Source organism: Bradyrhizobium sp. 157, from assembly GCF_023073815.1.
Lineage (GTDB): Bacteria > Pseudomonadota > Alphaproteobacteria > Rhizobiales > Xanthobacteraceae > Bradyrhizobium.
Window position 1 is genome coordinate 63,535 of the sequence record NZ_JADPKF010000082.1, and the last position, 23,712, is coordinate 87,246.

General features: G+C 63.7%; 22 protein-coding genes. 12 read left to right on the top strand and 10 right to left on the bottom strand.

What is annotated here, in order from left to right:
• The first annotated feature begins 155 nt into the window (after nucleotides 1–155).
• The 5 genes from IVA95_RS22330 (at nucleotide 156) to IVA95_RS22350 (ending at nucleotide 7,231) form a co-directional block, all read left to right on the top strand.
• On the top strand, nucleotides 156–1,409 hold the full coding sequence (locus IVA95_RS22330; RefSeq protein ID WP_247512443.1) for an aspartate kinase: 1,254 nt from the start codon (nucleotides 156–158) through the stop codon (nucleotides 1,407–1,409).
• A gap of 323 nt (nucleotides 1,410–1,732) precedes the next feature.
• Nucleotides 1,733–4,000, top strand: coding sequence for a phosphoenolpyruvate--protein phosphotransferase (ptsP, locus tag IVA95_RS22335; protein ID WP_247512444.1), 2,268 nt, complete (start codon nucleotides 1,733–1,735; stop codon nucleotides 3,998–4,000).
• Between the two features lie 56 nt (nucleotides 4,001–4,056).
• The gene (prfA, locus tag IVA95_RS22340) at nucleotides 4,057–5,136 is read left to right on the top strand and encodes a peptide chain release factor 1 (protein WP_247512445.1); all 1,080 of its coding nucleotides are present in this window, start codon (nucleotides 4,057–4,059) and stop codon (nucleotides 5,134–5,136) included.
• Nucleotides 5,133–6,005: a peptide chain release factor N(5)-glutamine methyltransferase gene (prmC, locus tag IVA95_RS22345; RefSeq protein WP_247512446.1), complete on the top strand. Its 873-nt coding sequence runs from the start codon at nucleotides 5,133–5,135 to the stop codon at nucleotides 6,003–6,005. Before prfA ends, prmC begins: the two co-directional genes overlap by 4 nt.
• A 488-nt stretch (nucleotides 6,006–6,493) precedes the next feature.
• A complete protein-coding gene (locus IVA95_RS22350) occupies nucleotides 6,494–7,231 on the top strand; it encodes a DUF4167 domain-containing protein (protein ID WP_247512447.1) in 738 nt (245 codons plus the stop codon).
• Nucleotides 7,232–7,368: 137 nt separating this feature from the next.
• Here the strand turns inward: IVA95_RS22350 and IVA95_RS22355 are convergent, their stop codons facing one another.
• A complete protein-coding gene (locus tag IVA95_RS22355; protein ID WP_247512448.1) occupies nucleotides 7,369–8,121 on the bottom strand; it encodes a methyltransferase domain-containing protein in 753 nt (250 codons plus the stop codon).
• A gap of 121 nt (nucleotides 8,122–8,242) precedes the next feature.
• Here IVA95_RS22355 and gloB point away from each other — a divergent pair, with 121 nt between their 5' ends.
• A complete protein-coding gene (gene gloB, locus IVA95_RS22360; protein WP_247512449.1) occupies nucleotides 8,243–9,010 on the top strand; it encodes a hydroxyacylglutathione hydrolase in 768 nt (255 codons plus the stop codon).
• A 5-nt stretch (nucleotides 9,011–9,015) separates the two neighbouring features.
• On the top strand, nucleotides 9,016–9,441 hold the full coding sequence (locus tag IVA95_RS22365) for a cupin domain-containing protein (RefSeq protein ID WP_247512484.1): 426 nt from the start codon (nucleotides 9,016–9,018) through the stop codon (nucleotides 9,439–9,441).
• 120 nt (nucleotides 9,442–9,561) lie between these two features.
• Here IVA95_RS22365 and IVA95_RS22370 read toward each other — a convergent pair whose 3' ends face one another.
• From IVA95_RS22370 to IVA95_RS22380, 3 genes are all read right to left on the bottom strand, one after another.
• Nucleotides 9,562–10,428, bottom strand: coding sequence for an EamA family transporter (locus tag IVA95_RS22370; RefSeq protein WP_247512450.1), 867 nt, complete (start codon nucleotides 10,426–10,428; stop codon nucleotides 9,562–9,564).
• 200 nt (nucleotides 10,429–10,628) lie between these two features.
• Nucleotides 10,629–11,354 carry an acetoacetyl-CoA reductase gene (gene phbB, locus IVA95_RS22375; RefSeq protein WP_247512451.1) on the bottom strand — a complete coding sequence of 242 codons (726 nt, stop codon included), beginning with the start codon at nucleotides 11,352–11,354 and terminating at the stop codon, nucleotides 10,629–10,631.
• A gap of 205 nt (nucleotides 11,355–11,559) precedes the next feature.
• Complete coding sequence (locus tag IVA95_RS22380; protein ID WP_247512452.1) at nucleotides 11,560–12,738, bottom strand: acetyl-CoA C-acetyltransferase; 1,179 nt, start codon at nucleotides 12,736–12,738, stop codon at nucleotides 11,560–11,562.
• A gap of 318 nt (nucleotides 12,739–13,056) precedes the next feature.
• Here IVA95_RS22380 and phaR point away from each other — a divergent pair, with 318 nt between their 5' ends.
• On the top strand, nucleotides 13,057–13,656 hold the full coding sequence (phaR, locus tag IVA95_RS22385) for a polyhydroxyalkanoate synthesis repressor PhaR (protein ID WP_247512453.1): 600 nt from the start codon (nucleotides 13,057–13,059) through the stop codon (nucleotides 13,654–13,656).
• Nucleotides 13,657–13,799: 143 nt separating this feature from the next.
• Here the strand turns inward: phaR and IVA95_RS22390 are convergent, their stop codons facing one another.
• A complete protein-coding gene (locus IVA95_RS22390; RefSeq protein ID WP_247512454.1) occupies nucleotides 13,800–15,491 on the bottom strand; it encodes a bifunctional diguanylate cyclase/phosphodiesterase in 1,692 nt (563 codons plus the stop codon).
• Between the two features lie 233 nt (nucleotides 15,492–15,724).
• Here IVA95_RS22390 and IVA95_RS22395 point away from each other — a divergent pair, with 233 nt between their 5' ends.
• Entirely contained in the window at nucleotides 15,725–16,012 is a 288-nt protein-coding gene (locus IVA95_RS22395) for a hypothetical protein (protein WP_247512455.1), read from the top strand.
• A 1-nt stretch (nucleotide 16,013) separates the two neighbouring features.
• Here IVA95_RS22395 and IVA95_RS22400 read toward each other — a convergent pair whose 3' ends face one another.
• The 3 genes from IVA95_RS22400 to mtgA all read right to left on the bottom strand — a co-directional run bounded on the left by IVA95_RS22400 (nucleotide 16,014) and on the right by mtgA (nucleotide 17,863).
• The gene (locus IVA95_RS22400) at nucleotides 16,014–16,715 is read right to left on the bottom strand and encodes a hypothetical protein (protein WP_247512456.1); all 702 of its coding nucleotides are present in this window, start codon (nucleotides 16,713–16,715) and stop codon (nucleotides 16,014–16,016) included.
• Nucleotides 16,716–16,848: 133 nt separating this feature from the next.
• Nucleotides 16,849–17,031, bottom strand: coding sequence for a 50S ribosomal protein L32 (gene rpmF / locus IVA95_RS22405; RefSeq protein WP_028347701.1), 183 nt, complete (start codon nucleotides 17,029–17,031; stop codon nucleotides 16,849–16,851).
• Nucleotides 17,032–17,185: 154 nt separating this feature from the next.
• Nucleotides 17,186–17,863 carry a monofunctional biosynthetic peptidoglycan transglycosylase gene (gene mtgA, locus IVA95_RS22410; protein ID WP_247512457.1) on the bottom strand — a complete coding sequence of 226 codons (678 nt, stop codon included), beginning with the start codon at nucleotides 17,861–17,863 and terminating at the stop codon, nucleotides 17,186–17,188.
• 176 nt (nucleotides 17,864–18,039) lie between these two features.
• Here mtgA and IVA95_RS22415 point away from each other — a divergent pair, with 176 nt between their 5' ends.
• Both IVA95_RS22415 and IVA95_RS22420 read left to right on the top strand, forming a co-directional pair.
• Entirely contained in the window at nucleotides 18,040–18,960 is a 921-nt protein-coding gene (locus tag IVA95_RS22415) for a polyprenyl synthetase family protein (RefSeq protein WP_213253418.1), read from the top strand.
• A 21-nt stretch (nucleotides 18,961–18,981) separates the two neighbouring features.
• Complete coding sequence (locus IVA95_RS22420) at nucleotides 18,982–19,662, top strand: DUF1345 domain-containing protein (RefSeq protein ID WP_247512458.1); 681 nt, start codon at nucleotides 18,982–18,984, stop codon at nucleotides 19,660–19,662.
• A gap of 83 nt (nucleotides 19,663–19,745) precedes the next feature.
• On the opposite strand, the gene IVA95_RS22425 is transcribed toward IVA95_RS22420, so the two are convergent.
• Nucleotides 19,746–21,512 carry a caspase family protein gene (locus tag IVA95_RS22425; RefSeq protein WP_247512459.1) on the bottom strand — a complete coding sequence of 589 codons (1,767 nt, stop codon included), beginning with the start codon at nucleotides 21,510–21,512 and terminating at the stop codon, nucleotides 19,746–19,748.
• A 316-nt stretch (nucleotides 21,513–21,828) separates the two neighbouring features.
• Between IVA95_RS22425 and IVA95_RS22430 the strand changes: the two genes are divergently transcribed.
• A complete protein-coding gene (locus IVA95_RS22430) occupies nucleotides 21,829–22,203 on the top strand; it encodes a nuclear transport factor 2 family protein (RefSeq protein WP_247512460.1) in 375 nt (124 codons plus the stop codon).
• On the opposite strand, the gene IVA95_RS22435 is transcribed toward IVA95_RS22430, so the two are convergent.
• Nucleotides 22,121–23,575 carry an FAD-binding monooxygenase gene (locus IVA95_RS22435; RefSeq protein ID WP_247512461.1) on the bottom strand — a complete coding sequence of 485 codons (1,455 nt, stop codon included), beginning with the start codon at nucleotides 23,573–23,575 and terminating at the stop codon, nucleotides 22,121–22,123. The genes IVA95_RS22430 and IVA95_RS22435 overlap by 83 nt on opposite strands.
• Between the last annotated feature and the right edge of the window lie 137 nt (nucleotides 23,576–23,712).

A 23,712-nucleotide genomic window follows, 5' to 3' on the forward strand; every position in this document is an offset into this window, starting at 1 on the left:
GTCACCACAGCAATTTGCGCCATTTTTGGGTCGAAAACGGAACCGGAGGTGCTTGCCCCGGACCGCGTCGCTCTGTATACGCCGCTTTCGGCCCGGGCGCTCCAGTTTCCGTGCGGGTCACCTAACTTATCCTCACAGGGAATGCACGCGACGTCATGGGCCGCCTCGTGATGAAATTCGGCGGTACGTCCGTCGCCAACATCGATCGAATCCGCAATGTCGCGCGTCACGTCAAGCGTGAAGTCGATGCCGGGCATGACGTCGCCGTCGTGGTATCGGCCATGGCCGGCAAGACCAACGAGCTGGTCGACTGGTGCCGCGACGCTTCGCCGCTGCATGATGCGCGCGAATATGACGCCGTGGTGGCATCCGGCGAACAGGTGACCGCGGGCCTGCTCGCGATCGTGCTGCAGGGCATGGGCATCCAGGCCCGCTCGTGGCAAGGGTGGCAGATCCCGATCAAAACCTCGGACGCCCACGCCTCGGCGCGGATTCTCGAGATCGACGGCAGCGAGATCGCCGCTCGTTTCAAGGATCGTCAGGAAGTCGCCGTCATTGCCGGTTTTCAGGGCATCAACCCGCAGACCCACCGGATCACCACGCTCGGGCGCGGCGGTTCGGACACCTCGGCGGTGGCGATTGCGGCCGCCATCCGGGCCGACCGCTGCGACATCTATACCGACGTCGATGGCGTCTACACCACCGATCCGCGGGTGGTTCCCAAGGCGCGGCGGCTCGACAAGATCGCCTTTGAGGACATGCTGGAACTGGCCTCGCTGGGCGCCAAGGTTCTGCAGGTGCGCTCGGTGGAACTCGGCATGGTGCACAACATGCCTGTGTTCGTTCGTTCCAGCTTCGACAAGCCCGAGGATATCGACCCGCACGGCACACCGCCGGGCACGCTGATCTGCAGCGAGGAGGAAATCATGGAAAGCCACGTCGTCACCGGCATCGCCTTTTCCAAGGACGAAGCCCAGATTTCGCTCCGCCAGATCGAGGATAAGCCGGGCGTTGCCGCCGCGATCTTCGGCCCGCTGGCCGAAGCCAACATCAATGTCGACATGATCGTGCAGAACGTCTCCGAGGACGGCAAGACCACCGATCTCACCTTCACCGTTCCGGCCTCTGATTATCACCGCGCCCGCGACACCATCACCTCGTCGAAGGGCAAGATCGGCTATGCCCGGCTCGACAGCGCCACCGACGTGTCGAAGGTCTCAGTGATCGGCAGCGGCATGCGCAGCCATGCCGGCGTCGCGGCGAAGGCGTTCAAGGCATTGTCCGAGCGCAACATCAACATCCGCGCCATCACCACCTCGGAGATCAAGTTTTCGGTGCTGATCGACGCCGCCTATACCGAGCTCGCGGTGCGCACGCTGCACACGCTCTACGGACTCGACCAGGCTTAGAACGATTTTCTCTCAAATTTAGCGCACGGTCCGATCGCCAAACCGGCTGGTCTGGCGGATCATGCGCTTCGCTGGCGCAGCATCGGTCCTGACACACACGTTATTGCTTCTGGCAGGCGTTTTGCTTGGCAAAGCAAGCCTCGATTGGCTATACGGCCTGTGAGGTGGTGGCTGCAAAACGCGCCACGGTTTGGCGATCCCGATTCGGCCGGGGTCCGGCGCCCTGCGGCAGCGCCGAATGAATAAAATTGTTGCTTGTCGTGCGTTTCACGCCAGCTACCGGCCACCCGGTGGGCTGGCCTTGCGGGGGAGGATACCAGCACATGCGGAGCGCGTCGGGAGGTCCCCGCGTCTTGCTGAGACGGCTCCGCGAAACCATGGCGGAGAAGGTCTCGGCGCAGGAACGCCTGGACAAGATCGTGGTGTTGATCGCGGCCAACATGGTGGCCGAGGTCTGCTCCTGTTATGTGCTGCGTATCGATAACACGCTCGAACTCTATGCCACCGAGGGTTTGAACCGCGACGCGGTGCACCGCACCGTGCTGAACGCGCATGAGGGTCTCGTCGGCCTCGTCGCCAGCGAGGCCAGCCCGCTCAACCTCTCGGACGCGCAGAGCCATCCGGCGTTCTCGTTCCGGCCGGAAACCGGCGAAGAAATCTACCATTCGTTCCTCGGCGTGCCGATCTTGCGCGCCGGCAACACGCTCGGCGTGCTGGTGGTGCAGAACCGCGCCAAGCGCACCTATGTCGAGGAAGAGGTCGAGGCGCTGCAGACCACCGCCATGGTGCTGGCGGAAATGATCGCCTCAGGCGAACTGGCGGCGCTGGCGCAGCCGGGCGCGGAACCGGCGGCACGGCATTCGCTGCACAAGACCGGCGCGATCCTCTCCGACGGCATCGCGCTCGGCCATGTCGTGCTGCACGAGCCGCGCGTCGTCATCACCAACTACATCGCCGAAGACCTGCCGAAGGAAATCAAGAAACTGGATGCAGCGCTGACCAAGCTGCGCGCCGATCTCGACCGCATGCTGGAGCGCGGCGACGTCGCCGATGGCGGCGAGCACCGCGAGGTGCTGGAAGCCTACCGGATGTTCGCCAACGACCACGGCTGGTCGCACAAGCTGCATGAGGCGGTTGCTACCGGCCTCACCGCGGAAGCCGCCGTCGAGCGCGTGCAGTCCGACACCCGCGCGCGGATGTTGCGCTCGACTGATCCTTATCTGCGCGACCGCCTGCACGATCTGGAAGACCTCGGCCATCGCCTGATGCGGCAACTGGTCGGCCAGGATCACGCCCCCTCGCGCGAGCAGCTTCCCGAAAACGCGATCCTGATCGCGCGCGCGATGGGACCGGCGGCGCTACTCGACTACGACCGCAAGCGGCTGCGCGGCCTGGTGCTGGAGGAAGGCACCGCGAATTCGCACGTTTCGATCGTGGCGCGCGCGCTCGGAATCCCTGCGGTCGGCGAGATCCCGAATGCGCCCGGCATTGCCGATCCCGGCGATCCCATCATCGTCGACGGCACCTCGGGCTCGATCTATGTCCGCCCCTCCGCCGAGATCGAATCGGCCTATGCCGAGCGGGTGCGGTTCCGCGCACGGCGGCAGGCGCAGTATGCCGCGCTGCGCGACAGACCCTGTATTACCAAGGACGGCCAGCCGGTCGAACTGATGATCAATGCGGGCCTCGTCATCGACCTGCCGCATATCGACGACACCGGCAGCGCCGGCATTGGGCTGTTCCGTACCGAGCTGCAGTTCATGGTCGGCCAGAGCCTGCCGCGCGCTTCCGACCAACTCGCGCTCTATCGCACCGTGCTGGACGCCGCTGGTTCCAAGCCGGTCACGTTCCGCACCCTCGACATTGGCGGCGACAAGGCGCTGCCCTATATGGAGACCGTGATCGAGGAAAATCCCGCGCTCGGCTGGCGCGCGATCCGGCTCGGGCTCGACCGGCCGGGACTGTTGCGCGGTCAGATTCGCGCGCTGCTGCGGGCCGGTGGCGGCCGCGCGCTGAAGATCATGTTTCCGATGATTTCGGATGTCGCCGAATTCGACCAGGCCAAGGCCATCGTCGAGCGCGAACTGACATACCTGCGCCAGCACGGTCATGCGCTGCCGGAACGTATCGACGTCGGCACCATGGTGGAAGTGCCGGCGCTGCTCTATCAACTCGACGAACTCTTGAAGAAGGTCGATTTCGTTTCGGTTGGATCGAACGACCTGTTCCAGTTCATGTTTGCTGTCGACCGCGGCAACCCAAAAGTTTCCGAACGGTTCGACACCATGTCGGCGCCGATCCTGCGCGCGCTGCGCGATATCGTCCGGAAGGCGCAAGCCGCGAAGAAGATGGCCTCGCTATGCGGCGAGATGGCCTCAAAACCGCTCGGCGCGCTCGCATTGATTGCGCTCGGCTACCGCTCGCTCTCGCTGTCGGCCACCGCGCACGGCCCGGTCAAGGCGATGATCCTCGACCTCGACGCCAAAAAGGCGGAAGCTGTCCTGATGCCGCTGCTCGATGCGCCGGCCGGCAGCGTCTCGATCCGGCAGAAGCTGACGGAATTCGCGGAAGCCGAGGGGCTGTCGTTGTAGCGAGGCTCTGCCCCGACAACGCCACCTTTCCGTATCCCCTGCCTGAGAAATGCGCCATGCTACCCGAAGCCAAACTCGATATCCTGCTCGCCCACCACGCCTCGCTCGAGGCCGAGTTGCTGGGCCAGGTGAATTCAGAGAAATACGTCCAGATCACGCGCGAGCTCGCCGAGCTCCATCCGCTGATCGATGCGGTCAAGGCGTATCGGACGGCACGGGCCGAGATTGCGGGCGCCGAATCGCTCTTGGCGGATGCTGGCACCGACCCCGAAATCCGCGGCATGGCCGAAGCCGAGCTCGAAACGCTGCAGGCGCGCGTCGCTGACCTCGAGCAGGAGATTCGCGTGGCGCTGTTGCCCAAGGACGCGATGGACGACCGCAACGTGATGCTGGAAATCCGCGCCGGCACCGGCGGCGACGAGGCCTCGCTGTTCGCCGGCGATCTGTTCCGCATGTATGAGCGGTTTGCCGCCTTGCAGGGCTGGAAGGTCGAGGTGATCTCGGCCTCGGAAGGTACCGTGGGCGGCTACAAGGAAATCATCGCCGAGGTGCAGGGCCGCGGCGCGTTCGCCAAGCTGAAATTCGAATCTGGCGTGCACCGCGTGCAGCGCGTGCCCGACACGGAAACACAGGGGCGGATTCACACCTCGGCTGCAACGGTGGCGGTGCTGCCCGAGGTCGAGGATGTTGATGTCGACATCAAGAATGAAGATCTGCGGATCGAAACCATGCGCGCGCAAGGCGCCGGCGGCCAGCACGTCAACAAGACTGAATCGGCGATCCGTATCACGCACATTCCGACCGGCATCGTGGTGATGATGCAGGACAGCCGCTCGCAGCACAAGAACCGCGCTTCCGCGATGAATATCCTGCGCTCGCGCATTTACGACGCCGAACGCCAGCGCGCCGATGCCGCGCGCTCCGCTGACCGCAAGGAGAAGGTCGGCTCCGGCGACCGAAGTGAGCGCATCCGCACCTATAATTTTCCGCAGGGTCGCGTCACCGATCACCGCATCAACCTGACGCTCTACAAATTGCCGCAGGTGATTTCGGGCGAAGCGCTGGGCGAACTGATCGACGCGCTGACGACCGAGCATCAGGCCGCCCAGCTTGCCGCACAGGGCGCAGCGGCGTGAGAGCGCCGACCGTCGAGGCCGCCCGGCGCGCGCTCGCAGCGAGACTCAAAGCCGCCGCCATTGAATCCGCCGAGCTCGACGCGCGGATCCTGACAGGCCATGCACTTGGCCTCGACCTGACCGGCTTGATATCGGCTGCACAGCGCGAGCTCAGCTCGGACGAATCGGCTTGCTTCGAGGAATTCGCCCGCCGTCGCCTCGCCGGAGAACCGGTCGCCCGCATCATCGGCGAGAAAGAGTTTTGGGGCCTGCCCTTGCAACTCTCCCCCTCAACCCTGGTGCCGCGGCCCGATACCGAGACGGTGGTCGAATTGGCGCTGGAATTGCTACGCGCCGGCGGCGATCTCGCTCGTCCGATGCGTATCGCCGATCTCGGCACCGGTTCCGGCGCAATTCTTCTCGCACTGTTATCCGAATTGCCGGCGGCCGAGGGATTCGGAACCGACATCTCCGAAGCGGCGCTGCAGACCGCGACGGCCAATGCCACCGCCGCTGGCCTGTTGGAGCGCACGACGTTCATTACCTGCGATTACGCGCGCGGACTATCCGGTTCGTTCGATCTGATCGTCTCGAACCCGCCCTATATCCGGTCGGCGGATATCGGCCGTCTGGCGGTGGAGGTGAGAAATCATGACCCGCTCGCCGCACTCGATGGTGGCGCCGACGGGCTGGACGCCTACCGCGCGTTGATTCCCCAGGCGGCCGGCCTCCTCGCGCCGGGTGCAGCCTTGGTCGTGGAGGCCGGAGAGGGCCAGAGCGGCCCAATCCAGGCCCTGATGACGAGCGCAGCGTTAACGCCTGCAACGGCCCCCAAGACTGATCTGGGGGGCATTCCGAGGGCGGTCGCGGGCCACAAAATGGCCCGATAAAGTCCTTTTGGAACGCAAAAAAACCCCTTGGAATATTCCCCCGGAGCGACTACGTTCCGCTCACAACATCGGTCCAGGGTTGCTGGCCCCGTAAGATCATACGGGTGAGGCCAGAGTTTCTCGAAACGAGAGCCCGCCGGGTGAAAGGTTCCAACGCAGGTCGAATCGAGCGCAATAGCTGGAGCTGTGCTGCTCTCGACCGTAAAGCGAACGAAAGCCTGATATTGCGCTTGAAGACTTACGCAACAGCCAGTCACGCGAAGCCGTCATGCAAGACGGTTAGGCTGGTTTTGGCAGGCGAATGATTTGATCCGGCGGGCAAATGTACGCCGCCGATTGGGGAACGCGTCTTTGTTGAACGCGAGGGTTGGCGAAATCGACGACATGAATTTGAACGGCATCGTGATTCGGTGCGCCTGAGTGCGCGCCGGATCGGATCAGGCTACGACGGCAACTGCAAAACTTCAGGGCTGGAATAAAGGCGAGACATGAGAAACGGTCAAAACAACAAGCGGATGCGTAACCGGAATCAAGGCAGTAACCGGAACGATGGCCGGCGCGGTCAGAACCCGATGACCCGGGTGTTCGAATCCAACGGGCCTGACATCAAGATCCGCGGCACCGCTTCGCACGTTGCGGAAAAATACGTTCAGCTAGCGCGCGACGCGCGCTCTTCCGGCGACCCAGTCGCGGCCGAGAATTACTACCAGCACGCCGAGCACTATTTCCGCCTGATCGCTGCTGCGCAGGAGCAGTTCCGGCAGAACCAGCCGCAGCCGCGCATCGACACCGAACTGCCGCCGACGGAAGACGGTGACGACGAGGGCGAAAGTTTTTCGCATTTCGGCCAGGAGCCGGGCTTCGTCCCTCAGCAGCCACAGCCGTACGTCCGCGACAACAATCCGCGCGAACAGCGCGGCGACAACCAGCCCTACCAGCGCGACCAACAGCCGCGCGAGCACCATCGCGAACGCGAGCACCGTCCGCAGCCGCAATATCAGCCGCAAACTCAGCCGCAGCCGGTGATTGCCGATACCGGCGGCGTCGATCGCCTGCCCTCCTTCATCACCGGCCCGCAGCCGCAGGTGAACGGTACGCCCGGCGGATATGAAGAGGGCCGCGGCGAGCGTTTCCCGCGCCGGCGCCGCCGGCCGCACGGCCCGCGCCCCGACAGCATGGCCGCGCCCGCCGCGCCAAGCGAAGATTTCAATCCGGGGAATGAGTAGGTAGCAATTTGTAGGGTGGGCAAAGCCAACGGGTCGCGCGAACGCGCGCCCGATGACAGGCTCCGCATGCCCACCAATTCTCTTGCGAAGACCACGGATAAGATGGTGGACACGGCGCAAGCGCGCCTTTGCCCACCCTACGATTCCAGCTTGTCCCGCGTTGCCGTCGATGACGGCACCAGCACCGGCTCCAGCGACGGAATCAGCCGCGTACGTTCGCGGCCGGCGGGGATCGCGCGATAGACCTGTTTGGTCGCTTCCACGATATGGACGCCGGCGAACGGCAGCGACAGCGCGGCGCCGACACGCTCCCACGCCATCGCCGAGCGCAGAAACCAGCTATTGCCGACCGGCGGAAGGAACAGCGCCTCGCCCCACGCCGCCGGCGTGAACCAGGTCTGCCGCAGCAATTGCGTGATCTGCGCGCGCGAATAGGGCCGGCCATGACCGAACGGCGTATTGTCGGTGCGCGTCCACACGCCCCGCCGGTTCGGGATCACCGCAATCAGCCGGCCGGACGGCGCCAACACCCGCCACACCTCGCGCAGCAAGCGCTCCGGATCGTCCGACATCTCCAGCGCGTGAACCAGCAGAATGCGGTCGACTGCAGCGTCCGGTAACGGCATCGAGAATTCGTCGATCAGGGAAGCCAGCGCAGGCCGCGCCGTCGGCCATTTCAGGACGCCCTGCGCCGCCGGCATGAAGGCGATGCAGCGCTCCGAATCCTCGCGAAACAGCCCGAGATAGGGCGTCGGATAGCCGAGCCCGAGCACGCGCTGCCCCGCCGCATCGGGCCAGCGCGCCCGAATGCCGCGGTTTATCAACTGCCGCGCCACGATGCCGAGGCGCTGCGAATAGAAATCCCGGAGATCGATGACGTCGATGGTCATGGGCGCAATCTACCACACCGCGTTTCACTGCGGCGCCTCGAAAATGGCATTGCCGCGCAAGCGTTAACGCCATATTTCTTTCGGAATAGCGGGGCTGAAAGCCTTAACCCACGGAGCTGTCATGGCCGCGGAAATTCGTACCTTCACCTGCCTCAACGACAATTTCGGCTATTTGATCCATGATCCTGCGACCAAGGCCACCGCATCGATCGACGCGCCGGAAGCCGCCCCGATCATCAAGGCGCTGGAGCGCGAAGGCTGGACGCTGACGGATATTCTCGTCACGCATCACCATCACGACCATGTCGGCGGCATTGCCGAGCTGAAGCAGAAATATAATTGCCGCGTCGTTGCACCGCACGACAAGTCCACCAGGATTGCCAATGTCGACCTGCGCGCTGCCCATGGCGACGTAGTCAAGGTGGGAAGCCTGCTGGCCCGGGTGCTGGAAACGCCGGGGCACACGCTCGATCATATCTCCTACGTGTTCGATACGGAAAAGGCGGTGTTTGCCGCCGACACGCTGTTCTCGATCGGCTGCGGCCGGGTGTTCGAGGGCAATTATCCAATGATGTGGGATTCGCTGCTGAAGCTCCGCGCGCTGCCGGACGATTTCAAGCTCTATTGCGGCCATGAATATACTGCCGCCAACGTCAAATTCGCGCTCACCGTCGACGGCGACAATCCGGCGCTGAAGGCGCGCGCCGAGGAAGTCACGCGGCTGCGCGCCGAGAACAAGCCGACGATCCCGGTGCTGCTGGGCGAGGAGAAAAAAGCCAATGTGTTCCTGCGCGCCGACGAACCGTCGGTGGCGGCCAAGCTGCACATGAAGGGCGCCAGCGCCGCCGAGGTGTTCGGCGAACTGCGTGAACGCAAAAACAAGTCCTGATGGGGTTGCCAAAACAAGCCGCCGAGATCATCGCGCGGCTCCGCCTCAAGCCGCATCCTGAAGGCGGGCATTATCGCGAGACGTTTCGCGATGAAAGTGTGGACGCCGCCGGGCGCTCGCGATCGACCGCGATCTATTTCTTGCTGGCGCGCGGCGAACGCTCGCATTGGCATCGCATCGATGCAGTCGAGATTTGGCATTATTACGCGGGCGCGGCGCTGACGCTGCAGATCGCCGATGACGGCGGCCGGCGCAGCGTCAAACTTGGGCCCGATCTCGCTGGCGGCGATGTTCCGCAAGCCGTTGTGCCTCCGCACGCCTGGCAATCCGCTGAAAGCACCGGCGACTGGACACTGGTTGGATGCACCGTCGCCCCCGGATTCGACTTTGCAAAGTTTGAGCTGGCGCCGAAGGAATGGAAGCCGAAGTGATTTCGTAGGGTGGGCAAAGCGAAGCGTGCCCACCAACTACCGGCATATGCGTATGCGAATGGTGGGCACGCCGAGCCTGTCATCGGCGCGCATTCGCGCGACCCGTTGGCTTTGCCCACCCTACTTTTTCCACACCATGTCCTTCGCCGCGATCAGGCCGCCGCCGGCGATCAGGATCGCGGCAATGGCGATCGTGGCGGTCGGTTGCGCGAAGCCGGCGAGGATCAGAAACAAGGTCGATAGGAGCGGCGTCGCGTAGGACGCCGCTCCGAGCACGCGGATATCGCCACGCTTCATACCGATATCCCAGACGAAGAACGCAGCACCGACAGGGCCGACGCCAAGCGCCACGATGGCAAGCCATTGCCCGATCGTTTCCGGCCACACCGTAATCTCCACCATGCCATGGACGAGCGCAGCCAGCAGCGCGGTGGCAAGGCAGAAGCCGGCCACCGCATCGGTCGGCACCGCCTTGAGCTTGCGCGACATCACCGAATAGGCGGCCCACACAAAGGCGGCGACGAAGGCCGCGGCCAGTCCTGGGATCTGGCCCGGCGCAAAGCTGCCGGTATTGCCGGCAAACAGCAGCACTGTGCTAGCAAGCCCGAGCAACGCACCGATGATGTGATGTGGCGCCAGCCGCTCGCCCGGCAGCAGCGACGAGAACAGCACGATCAGGAGCGGCCAGAGATAGTTCAGCAGGCCGGCTTCGGCCGGCGGCGCAAAGCGCAGCGCGAGAAAATACAGCGCGTGATAGCCGAACAATCCGCCGACGCCGACGACCCAGGCGACCGGTGGCTGCTTCAAGGCGCCAAAGGCGGCGGGCCGGAACAGGAAACTTGCAAAAGCGACCAGGGCGCCGATCGCAAACGTCATGGCAGCGAGCTGGAATGCGGGGACCTTTCCAGTCGCAACCGTCAGCACCGACAGCAGCGACCACATCAGGATTGCGGTCAGTCCGATCAGTGTGGCGGAACGGGGAGTCATGGGTCTCGTCATTGCGGGCGAAGCGAAGCAGTCCATCTTTCTTGCCTGTATAGCCAAGATGGATTGCTTCCGCCTTCGCGTTAAAACGCTTCGGCGAACTCCTAACCCTGCTAAGCTTGCGCAGCAAGCGGAGAAGGGTCGTCGCTATCGCTCCCTTGCGCAAACGCTTCGCGTTTGTCGCAGGCAATGGCAAGAAAACATCACGCCATGTATTGCCCACCATTGATCGTCATGGTCGAGCCGGTGATGCCGCTGGCCTCGTCGGCGGCCAGGAACACCACCGCGCGGGCAATCTCTTCGGGCTCGCCGAGACGGTTGATCGGGATCAGCGGCAGAATGCTCTTCTCAAGCACGTCCTTCGGCACCGCCTGCACCATCTCGGTGTTGATGTAGCCGGGGCAGATCGCGTTCACAGTGACGCCGCCCTTGGCATTCTCCAACGCCAGCGCCTTGGTGAAGCCGATGTCGCCGGCCTTAGCGGCGGAATAGTTGACCTGGCCGAACTGTCCCTTCTGGCCGTTGATCGAAGAGATGTTGATGATGCGGCCGAATTTGCGGGCGCGCATGCCCTCGATCACCGGGCGCGTCATGTTGAACAGCGAGCCGAGATTGGTGTTGATCACCGCGTTCCACTGATCGAGCGTCATCTTGTGGAAGGCGCCGTCTTTGGTGATGCCGGCATTGTTGACCAGCACGTCGATCGGTCCGAGATCGGCCTCGACCTTCTTGACACCTTCGGCGCAAGCATCGAAGGAGCTGACGTCCCATTTGTAGGCGGGAATGCCGGTCTCGGATTTGAACTTCTCGGCGGCAGCATCATTGCCGGCGTAACTCGCCGCGACCTTGTAGCCCGCAGCTTTCAGCGCCTTGCTGATCGCAGCGCCAATTCCCCTCGTGCCCCCCGTAACCAATGCAACACGTGCCATGTCGTAGTCCTCCTTGGTGATCTTCTTTCTATGCCGGAATTGTCCCGGTCTTTTGACGAAGCTGAGCCTTTGGCTTGAAGCGTTGTTGAAAACGCTTGCGGAGACGAAAATGCCCGGCGCGAGACCGGGCATTTCATCTTTACCAATTCGAGCCGCGGTTGCGAGATGATCTTTTCATCATTCAACCGATCACTCTGCCTTTAGTTCAGTCGCGTGCAACGCACATCGCGATTCCCATGCCGCCGCCGATGCACAGCGTCGCGAGGCCCTTCTTGGCATCGCGCTTCTGCATCTCGTGCAAGAGCGTCACCAGCACGCGCGCGCCCGACGCACCGATCGGGTGGCCGATTGCGATCGCGCCGCCGTTGACGTTGACCTTGCTGGTATCCCAGCCGAGGTCCTTGTTGACCGCACAGGCCTGCGCCGCGAACGCCTCGTTGGCCTCGATCAGGTCGAGGTCGCCGACGTTCCAGCCGGCCTTCTTCAGCGCAGTGCGCGACGCGGGGATCGGGCCGGTGCCCATGATCTTGGGATCGACGCCGGCCTGGCCCCAGGAGACGATGCGGGCGATCGGCTTCTTGCCCTGCCTGGCGGCCTCCTTGGCGGTCATCAGCACCACGGCGGCTGCGCCGTCGTTGATGCCCGACGCGCTGCCGGCGGTCACGGTGCCGTCCTTCTCGAAAGCGGGCTTCAGCTTGGCCATCGCCTCCAGCGTCGCGCCGTGACGGGGATATTCGTCGGTGTCGACCACCACATCGCCCTTGCGGGTCTTGATGGTGACGGCGGTGATCTCGTCCCTGAACTTGCCGGCTTTCTGCGCGGCTTCGGCCTTCTGCTGCGAGTTGACGGCGAACTCATCCTGCTGGGCACGGGTGATCTGCCACTGCTTGGCGACGTTCTCGGCGGTATTGCCCATGTGATAGCCGTTGAAAGCGTCCCACAGACCGTCCTTGATCATGGTGTCGACCAGCTCCAGCCCGCCCATCTTCACGCCGCCACGCAGATATTGCGCATGCGGGGCCATGCTCATCGATTCCTGGCCGCCTGCCACGACGATCGAGGAATCGCCGTTCAGCAGTGCCTGGTAGCCGAGCGCGACCGAGCGCAAGCCCGAGCCGCAGAGCTGGTTGACGCCCCAGGCCGGGCTCTCCACCGGAATACCGGCATTGATCGACGCCTGACGGGCCGGGTTCTGGCCCTGCGCCGCGGTCAGGATCTGGCCCATGATGACTTCGGAGACCTGGCCCGGCTCGACACCCGCCCGCTCCAGCGCGGCCTTGATGGCGATGGCGCCGAGGTCATGGGCCGGGGTGGTGGCGAACGCGCCGTTGAAGCTGCCGACCGGAGTGCGGGCGGCGCTGACGATGACGACATCGTCTGACATGGACATCTCCTTATGGGGTTTCTTGGGCTTGAGGTTGTTTGACGGCGGGCGGCCGGGGTGGCGTGCCTGTCTCTCGCCTTATGTTGTTAACCTCGCTGACCCATGTCAATCGGCCGGCGCCCAAAATCCTGCCGCGGCGCATTCAAATTGATCCCCATGGGGGTTTCCGTAGCAGCGTCTATGCCTTGGAATTAACCGTGCCGCACAAAACGGTAGCCGAACCGCATTGGAAATGCTTACTTTGCTGCGTTTGCGTTGCTTGTCTGCCCGCCGGCGAGGCCGCCGGGTTCCCTGCTCTCGGTGTCGATGTGTGAGCTTATGGCAAAGTCAGAACAACCCACGACCATCAAGAAGTACGCCAACCGGCGGCTCTATAATACCGGCACCAGCACCTATGTGACGCTCGAGGATCTCGCAGCGATGGTGAAGGAAGGCGAGGATTTTCTCGTCTACGACGCCAAGACCGGCGATGACATTACCCGCCAGGTGCTGGCGCAAATCATCTTCGAACAGGAAAACAAGGCGGGACAAAATCTGTTGCCCACCACTTTCCTGCGGCAGTTGATCCGCTTCTACGGCGACAGCATGCAGTTGGTGGTGCCGAAATATCTGGAGCAGTCGATCGATACGCTGACGCGCGAGCAGGAAAAATTCCGCAAGCAGCTCACCAACACCTTCAGCGGCACGCCGTTCGCGCCGCTTGAGGAGCATGTCCGCCGCAACATGGAATTGTTTCAGCAGACGTTCTCGATGTTCAAGCCGTTCGTGCCGCCGCGCGCCGGGTCGACTACGCCGGAACCGGAGAAGGTGCCGGAGCCGTCGACGGACGGAGACAACATCGACGATCTTCGCCGCCAGATGAAGGACATGCAGGAACGCCTGGAGCGCATGTCGAAAGAGCCGAAGAAGGAAGAGTGAGACTTCAAGTCTCGTAGCCCGGATGCAGCCAACGGGTCGCGCGAATGCGCGCCCGATGACAGGCTCCGCGAAATCCGGGACTCTCGCGCAAATTGCCTGAGCTTCCCCGGATTGCGCTTCGCTCCATCCGGGCTACGGCTGAGCTAACCCGCCGCCGGCAGTGCCGCATCTCCCGCCACGCTCCACGGCCGCTGCGGCGACGCCAGCCCGATCAGGCGGCCCTGGATGTAATCGCAGCCCCATTCGCGCAGCATCACGGCGGCCTCCTCGTCCTGCACCCATTCCGCCACCGTCTTGATCTGGAGGCGGTTGGCCAGATCGATCAGCGTATGCACGAAGGCGCGATCGTCGGCGGAGCGCGCGATGTTCTGCACGAAGGCGCCATCGATCTTTACGATATCGACGCCAAGCTTGCGCAAGTTGCGGAACGAGGTGTAGCCGGCGCCAAAATCGTCGATCGCGATCTGGCTGCCGAAATTCTTCAGTCGTGTGATAAAGCCCCTGATATCGTCGATGTCCTGGATCGCAACCGTTTCGGTGATCTCGACGATCAGCCGCTCGCCGGCACCGGGATGTGCCTGCATCAGCGATTCGATTCCGGTCCACCAATCCGGGTCCATAGTGGTGTCAGGCGAGATATTCAGGCTGAGCCGCACGTTCGGCGACGCCGCGAGTTCAGCGACCGCGAGTTCGAGCACGCGATGATCGACCAGCCGGATCAGACCCAATCGCTCGGCGACCGGAACGATATCGGGCGCCAGCAGCGCCTGCCCGTCCGCCTGCTCCATCCGCACCAGGCATTCGTAGAATGCCGGCTGGCGCGAGCGCGCTTCGACCACGGGCTCGAAGGCGGTGACGATCCGCCGCTCGTTTAATGCAGTGACGATCTCGTCGGTGACGCGGATGTTGACGCGGCGCTGGGCGTCGCGCTCGACGTTCGGCTTCCACAGCGAGAACGATCCGGCGCGGCGGCGCTTGGCGCCATCAAGCGTCTCCTGGGCGCGGTTGACGGCCTCATCGGCATTGCGGGCGTAACGGGGGATGCTGATCGCACCGATCGAGGCTGTCACCGAGACGGGACCGGATTTGGTCGGGATTACCTCGTCGCGGATCCCTGCCAGGAAGCGCTCAGCCGCGATATTGGCGTCGTCGACGGTGCAGTTCCTCAAGATCAACCCTAACTTGTTGCCGGAGAACCGCCCGAGCACGTCGCCGCCGCGCAGCTTGGCGCGGATGCGCTTTCCGATTTCGGCAATCACAGCGTCCGCGACGTCGAAGCCGAACGCGTCGTTGACCCGAGCCAAATGATCGATGCCGATCAGCATGAAGGCGCAGGTCGATCGAAGACGCATGGCTTCCTCGATCGCTTCCGCCAGTGAGGCGATGAGATGCGTGCGATTGAGTTCACCGGTCAGCGGATCGTGCATCGAGAGCTTCAGCAATTGCTCGTCGCGGGCACGGCGCTCATTGTTGATGCGGACAATGCCTTGCGCGCGCACCGGCTTGCCGTCGGGTCCTGCAAACCAGCAACCGGTTTCCTCGATCCAAAGTACCGGTGCGGAGCTTGAGGCTCGCACGCCATATTCGATCCGATAGGCGACGCCTTCGTCTCCCCGCGCCGGTGGCGATTGCGTGAGGGCGTCCGTCCGGATCGAACGAGAGGGCTCGATCAGCCTGGCGAACCCGGCGCCACTCGTCAGCGCTTCCGCTGGAATGTCGGTGAAAACCGCGCCAGCGTTGTCGCTCCAGGCGATGGTGTCCGCTATCAGGTCCCAAACGAAAGCCGCCTGGCCTAGCGAGGCGAGAATGCTGGAGGCTTCCGGGACAGGGGGCATCAGATCGCCTCGATTCGGGACACCACCGGGTGATTCCCAATTGCCTTGAGGATAGTGGCTGTTTCGAACGAGAGGCTAGGCAAAGTTGATAAATAAACCGGAAACCATGTTTCACGGACTTTCCGAATCAGCCGGGAACGAAGCGGAAGGGAGCGGCATAGGCCTTGCGAGGTCAGATCGCAGTGGGGCGTAACGTCCCAAAACGTGACAGTTTTAGCCGTTTGCGGTGTGCGATGCTGGATATCGATCGATCAGACGAAATTTTGGACGGCGAGTTCGTCAACCTCGATGAGCCGGCCAGCGTCGAGCTGGTGCCGGTCACCCAGTCCGTGCACTGGTCACAGCGAGCGGCGATGCCGCGGCCCGATCCGACCTTCCTCGCACAGTTGATCGCGGCCGCCGATCAGACATCGCAAACCCGAGGCCTGAGGCGAGCCTCGTTGGCGGATGCGCAGACGGCCTATGGTGCCAGCCTGATCCGGTGCCGCAACACCGGCTTCCGGACACGGCAGACCATCTAGATCAGCGCTGGGGCGTGTCAGGCTTATCCGGCGATGGCGGAGAGCCTGAGCCCGGCTGCAGTCCCGGCGACGGGATTTCAGGCGAAGCGGCTTCTGGTGCAGCCCCTTCCGGCGACGGCGCTGCGGGCGAGGCCGCCTCGGGCGCGACGGCGGGCTGCACCGGCTTCGGTTCGGGGCGATCCTTCAACACGGATTCGGCAACAGAGGCTGCCGCCGGTGCCGCTGTCGTAGCAGTCGCAGGTGCTGTGGGTGCTGGCTCGATTCGGGGTTCGGCTGCGGGCGCCTCGGCTTTTTCGGCCGCTTTTAGCGGTGGTGCAGGCGCCGCCGCTGCAACGGCACGGCGTCGCGTCCGCAATGCGAGGCCGGAGACGAAGTCCACCAGCGACAGCGCCGTCATCAGGAAATAGGTCGAGGTGCCAAACTTCGGCCACAGCATGAATTCAGCCGCCGCCGCGCCGAACACGATCAGCGACAGCAGATGGTCGGTGAGATACTTGGCGCCGGGCCGCGCGCCTTTGATGACCTCGGCGAGCAGCAGCAGGATGCTGAATGTGAGCAGCACGTCGCTGAGCGTCACCGTCCATTCCGCACCCGACATCAAGGTCACCTTCACCAGCGGATCGGTGAACGATACCTCCGGCATCAGGAAGACGATGATGTTGTAGATCGCGAGCGGAATCAGAAGCAGCGGAAAACCGACCATGGGTATCGCGCCTTGCTGGGAAGACCGGAAATGTTCCCCGGGCAAAGCATCGCTTCGCCATGGAACCGTTGGCCCACTCGTTGGCCAAATTCGGGCAGACGCCACTGGAGGCGGCGCCTTATCCCCTATCCGGTCAGGATTCCTTCTTCTTCAGCACCTGCCGGCCCTTGTACATGCCGGTCTTCAGGTCGAGGTGGTGCGGACGGCGCAGCTCGCCCGAATCCTTGTCCTCGGCATAGGTCGGCTTCTTCAGCGCGTCCGCCGAGCGGCGCATGCCACGCCGCGAGGGCGATGTTTTTCTTCTGGGAACGGCCATAACGGTCCTCTAGGGGTGTTGTCGGAGGCATCCGTCCGAAACCAGACCGCCCAGCGCTTCGCGCACGGGCTGCGATGCCGATAAGGCCGCGCTTATAGAGGATGGGCTGGCGTAAAGCTAGGGCAGGCTGCGGTAAAAACGGCCGAAAATTGGCTCAGAAAGCGCGATTCTCGCTCCAGCAGCGCTGTAGCGCCGCGGCATTGGCCCGCGCCATGTAGGTGGCGGCCAGACGGCGCACCCCGGGGCCGGGATTGCGGGCGCTGCGCCTCCCCGGGTTGGGCAGGATCGCCGCTAGCAAGGCTGCCTCGCGCGGCGACAGGGTCGAGGCCGAACGGCCAAAGGCGTAGAGGGAGCCGGCTTCCGCCCCGAACTGCCCGGACGGGCCGAGTTCAGCGATGTTGAGATAGATTTCCAGGATCCGCTGCTTGGGCAGCACCAGATCGATCCACATCGCGAGCGGTAGTTCCAGCACCTTGCGGACCACGCTGCGGCCCGGCCACAGGAACAGGTTTTTCGCCACCTGCTGGGTAATTGTCGACCCGCCGCGGGTGGGCTCGCCGTCCTCGGCGTCGTCGATTGCGTCCTGCAGCGCGCCCCAATCGACCCCGTGATGGCTGCAGAATCTGGCGTCTTCGGAGCCGACCACCGAGCGCGGCAGGTAAGGCGAAATCGCTTTGAAATCGATCCATTGCCGCGACACCGGCGCGCCCTTGAGCCAGCGCCAGGCCATCAGGGCCGAGACCGGATGCCCGGTGCGGTAGAACGGCGTCACCAGATAGGGCAGCAACAGCAGCGCCAGCAGGATCAGCACTAAAATTCGGACAATGCGCAAATTGGATGCTTCCGGTTCAGCCCACGCCGTCCGGGACCGCTGAACAGGCCCCACCCACGTGACATCTCCATGATATTTCGGGCGTTTTCCAGCGCTTTTGTGACCTGCGTCATGGAATTGACGAAGCCCCTGCCATCAACGATTGTCCGGGCCAAATTGATCTGGAGCTATTCTTAATGACGACCGCCACTGCCGATTTTGCCAAACGACTGGACCAGACTGCGGAGGATACCGAAGCGCTGCTGGCGAAGCTGTTATCCGATACGCTGCTGCCCGACGAGATCGCGCGGCCGAAGCGGCTGATGGACGCAATGCGCTATTCCAGCCTCGGCGGCGGAAAGAGGCTGCGGCCCTTTCTGGTGGTCGAAAGCTCGGCGGTGTTCGGCGTTCCACGCGAGGCCGCCCTTCTGGTCGGCGCGGCGCTCGAATGCATCCATTGCTATTCACTGATCCATGACGATCTGCCGGCGATGGACAACAGCGATTTGCGCCGCGGCCGGCCCACGCTGCACAAGAAGACCGACGACGCCACCGCGATTCTTGCCGGCGACGGGCTGTTGACGCTGGCGTTCGACATCGTTACCCGCGACGAGATCCACAACGACGCCAATGTGCGCCTGCTCCTGACGCGGGCACTGGCCCGGGCTTCCGGCATCGGCGGCATGGTCGGCGGCCAGATCCTCGACCTCGCCGGCGAAGGCCGTTTCGGCGATCGGGAACCGGTCGACGTGGCGCGGCTGCAGCAGATGAAGACCGGCGCGCTGCTCCGCTATGGTTGCATCGCCGGTGCGATCCTCGGCCAGTCCACGCCGAAGCAATACCAGGCGCTCGACGACTACGGCCGCGCGCTCGGCGAGGCGTTCCAGATCGCCGACGACCTGCTCGACGTCGAGGGCGACGCCGCAGCGCTCGGCAAGCAGACCGGCCAGGATGCGGCGCTCGGCAAGACCACCTTCGTCACCCAGCTCGGCATCGACGGCGCCAAGCAGCGCGTGCGCGATCTCCTGGCGCGCGCCGATTCCGCACTGTCGATCTTCGGCGCCAAGGGCGACGTGTTGCGCGCAGCCGCGCGCTTCGTCGCGGAGCGCAGGAACTAGCGCACATTAGAAGGCGGGCGGATGGACAAGGAATTCGAGAAACACCTTGTTCGCTTCCGGAGCCTGCCGATGCCGGTCCGCGTCGTCTATGGGCGACCGCGGACTTTCGTCGCACTCGTTGTCGGTATGGCCGTATTCTTCCTGTTGCCTGACACACGTCGGCTGGCGACACGTCTCATCGTCGGCTGGGATGTCTTCGCCGCACTGTATCTCGTACTTGCCTACATCATGATGCTGCGCTGCGACGTTGGCCATATAAGGCGCAGCGCGGTGTTGCAGGATGACGGCCGCTTCCTGATCCTGTTGGTGACCGCGTTCGGCGCCCTCGCAAGCCTTGGCGCGATCGTGTTCGAGCTCGGCGCCTCGAAAGGCAATCCGGCCGGGCTGATCCTGGCGACAGTGACGATCGCATTATCATGGGCGCTGGTGCATACCGCCTTTGCGCTGCACTACGCCCATGATTTCTATCGCAGCAAAAAGCCCGGCGGCCTGCAGTTTCCAAGCGGCGAAGCGCACGGGGATGCGGATTACTGGGATTTCGTCTACTTCTCGTTCGTGATCGGCATGACCGCGCAGGTTTCCGACGTCGGCATTACCGACAAGGTCATTCGCCGCACCGCGATCGTGCACGGCATCATCTCGTTCGTGTTCAACACCGCGCTGCTGGCCTTAATGGTGAATATCGCAGCGAGCGTGATCTGATCGCTGGCGTCACGGCCTTGAAGCGGGACCCGGCCCCCTCTGCAGTCAGGACAGAGAAGAGCCGGGGCCAAGCGTGTCTGCGGCTACGGGCACACACCCGACATGATGGCTTGGTATGAGTTGCAACCCACCGCACGTTCGTGGCCGGTAAGCGGACGCCCTGTCGATGACAGCCCTGGACCAGTCGGCGCGCGAGAACGCGTGACAATAACTTGCTTTGGTTCTGGAGCTTGCCTTGCCTCCGGAACGCGCCTTGGTTCCGGCCTGTCGCGCTTGGCGACCGGTTTCCTGGCGCTGCGCTTCTCGCATTCATTGTCGTCATTGAGGAACGAGCCCTCAGCGCAGGTGATCTTGGTGCAACGGTCGCCCTCGGCCTTGAAGCCGTGCTCGCAGACCAGCGGGCACACACGCGCGGATTTCAGCTTGATCGTATCGAGCGTATCGACGCTGGCGACCTTGGTGTCGAGCTTGGTTCCGGCGTAGCGGTTGAACAGGGTCAGCGACCGCTGCGAGGCGCTATTCCAGTTGCCGTCGGCATTGCCGGTCAGGCAGCCGACGCGGCGCAGTTCGGCCTGCACCGACTTTGTGACGTCGGCCTGCGGCGTGCCGGCCGTGAGGGCAGCAACGTTTACGGCTTTGTCCTTCTCCGCAGGTGCTGGAGCCGACGCCTTGTCGGCGGCAGCGCTTTCGGCGGCGACGCGCTTCTGCTCGGCCGCGGCCGCCTGCTCCTGTGCCACCTGCTTGGCCTTTTCAGCCGCAATGCGCGCCTGCTCGGCAGCTTTGGCTTCCGCATCGGCTTTTGCCTGCTGCGACTTCTGGGCACCCTCGGCGGCAAGCCGCGCCCGCTCCTGCTCGGCCAGCCGCGCCTTCTCGGTCGCCGCGACGCGCGCCTCCTCGGCCGCGATCTTGTCGAGCTGAAGTTTTGCGAGGCTCGAATAGAAGCCGTCGGGATATTGCGCAAGGAAGGCGTTGAGCGCGCTCTTGTTGCCGATCTGTAGCGCCAGTTCATAGTCGCGGCGGGCTTCGGCCTGCGCGCTCAGGGCCGGCGCAGCGGTCGCCGGCGCCGCGCGCGGTGCCGGCACCAGCGGCACGTCTTCACCGCCCAGCGAACCATACACAAAGGGTTCCTGCCGATTGTTGGTGGTCTTGAGCACCTCGTCGCGGACAAAGCCGAACGCGCGGCGCACGTCGAGCCCGGGCTTGGTCAAATGATTCGACAGCGCCGCCGTGAACGGGCTGTTCTGGCCGTCACCGTCGGCCGCCGTCGAACCGGCCTTGGCCGAATACGCGATCAGGACGTTCGGGCTGGTCGGCTCGACCTTGGCAAGCCCCTGCCCGATCGCACGCGACGCGACGGTACGCTTCATGGTGCGGGCAAACGGGTTGTCGCGGCAGGCGTCGAGAATCACCAGCCGCAGCTTCTTGGCCGGCTCGATTGCGATCAGGATGCGATCGAGCGACAGGCCCTCGTCATAAATGTCGGTATCGCGTTCCAGCCGCGCATCGACGGGAATCAGGTAATTCGCGCCGTCAACTTCGATCCCGTGGCCGGCGTAATAGACCACGGCGATATCGGCATCGCGCGCGCGATCGGCGAAGTCGCGCAGCGCGCGACGGGTTTCGGCCGCCGGCAAGTCGCGGCGGGAATCGACGACGTCGAAGCCGGCGTCCTTCAGCGTCGCCGCGATTTTGGAACTGTCGTTAACCGGGTTGGTGAGCGGTGCGACATTCTGGTAGGCGGAATTGCCGAGGATCAGCGCGACGCGCTTCTCGGCAGAGGCCGGCTCGCTCACCAGCAGGAAGGCGGCGGCTGCAAGTGCCCATCGGCACAATTTTAGCGATCCAGACATCATCATGACTCCTCCGGAGTCTCGTACTTTTTTACCACACCGGTCTGCCTATCAGAAGCGAGACCACCGCTTTGTGAGTTAAGTCACGAACCACGCAGACGTGAATCGGCCCCTCGCTATATTCTTAGTCAGGCGAACAGGCCCGCAGGTTCGGCCACCGCCTTTGCCGTTTCCACCGGGGTTCCCGACGCAGCCCCGCGGGACAGGCGCATTCTTCGGCAACGATGCGAGCGTTCACCTTTTCTCAATAGCGCAATCCGCCGGTCCATGGCTAAATTCACCTCGAATGATTTCTGTCATGCCCGGGAGGAAAGCCGTGAGCCCAGACCGATCGACTGTCGAAGCCGTGGTGCAGACCTATTTCGATGGCCTCTATGAAGGCGATGCCGACAAGCTCGGCGCGATCTTTGACAGAAGCGCCGATCTGCGCTGGCTGGAGAAGGGCGAGTTGCAGGTGCTGACCGTACCGGACTGGCTCGAGCGAGTACGCAAACGGCCCTCCGCCAAGGCCGAAGGGAAGCCGCGCGAGGATTTCATCGTGACGATTGATCGCTCGGATGATCAGACCGCCTTCATCAAGGTGCGCTGCCAGTTGCCGCCGCGCTATTTCACCGACTATCTGGTAGCGATGAAGCTGCGCGACGGCTGGAAGATCGTCTCGAAATCCTATCGCTACGATCTGCGCGAGTAATATCTACTCGGGCCTGCGCCCCCGCCGGCGCAGCCTCCGTACCGCTGCCACGGCGGCCAAGGTTGCCCCGGATCACGCGCATCACGACAGCCGGCTGCAACAGCCGCGTCGGCGGCGCCTCCAGATTGGCGACCTCGAGAAACGCGGCCGCCAGCTTTGCATCGTGGCGCGCCGCCAAGTGCAGCTTGCCAATATACCAGTTGATGAAGCGCACCTTCGCCGGGCGCGGCCCCTCGACCTTGGGATGCCTGAGGTCATTGCCGACGGCAATGTCCCAGGGCGTATCGATTACCGCGGCGGCGCGGGCGAAGAACCGCCGCGCCAGATCGGCAGCACCGGTATCAAGACACTCGCGCAACAGCACTGCCTCTTGTGCCGCCACCGTCATGCCTTGGCCGTAGACCGGATTGAAGCTGGACAGGGCGTCGCCGAACACCAGATAGCCTCTTGGAAATTTCGCCAAGCGTTCGTAGCGGCGCCTCAAATTGGCGGGATAGCGGTATCGAACGAAATCGCTCAGCGGCTCGGCATGGGCAACGATGTCGTAAATCTCTGACGTCGGTAGCGAGCCGGCATAGGCAGCGAACAACTGATCGTCGTCGGGGGCATAATCGCCGAAAAAGCCCCCGACCGAGACGATCCAGCAATCCTCGGTCTGATACAGGACCGCGCCGTTGCGCCAGTTCGGTCCGCTGCCGGCGACGACGACCGCAAGCTTGCCGTTGAGGTCAGTTGGCCGGCGGCGATAGAGGCGTGTGGTGTAGCCAATGCCGATCTCGATCCGCTCTTCTTCCGGTTTGGCGAAACCGAAGCTCTCGAGCCAGGCCGGGCTCGATGAGCCGCGGCCGGATGCATCGACAACGAGATCGGCCGTGATGCTGTGCTCGGCGCCGCTGCCGATTCTGGCGCGCACGCCCCTGATCGTCGTCCTGCTGTCGTCGGCGATCAGTTCCTGAACGCTGCAATTCTCGATCACGCGCACATTCGGCAGTGCCATCAGACGGCGGCGCACGTGGCCTTCCAGCACCGGACGGGAGGCCAGCAATCCGACTAGGTTGCTCGGCGCCGATTTGATCGTGACGCCATGACCGATCCAGTTCACGTCGCCGGCGATATCGCCGCGGGCGCCGCCGCTGGCAACGACCTCATCGGTCCAGCCCGGGAAGAGGCTCTCGATCACGCTCCGGCCCCGCGCCAGCAAGCCATGCGCATGGCGTCCCTGCGGCACACCTTTGCGCGGAATATCCGACTGCGGAAACGTATCGCGCTCCAGCACCGTGACGACGGCGTAGAAATCCGATAGCGCGCGAGCAGCCAGCAAACCACCCATGCTGGCGCCGATCACAATGGCATGCTGACCAATATGTTTCATCGCAGTGCTCCCGCCTTTCCGCCTGCCAATGCAGGGGCTCCCCTGATACGGGAGGAAACCGGACGGGTTCTGAGATGCCGGTCACATATCACATAATTGTCAGAGACAGGTTGAAACCGGATCGCTACGCCTTCGTG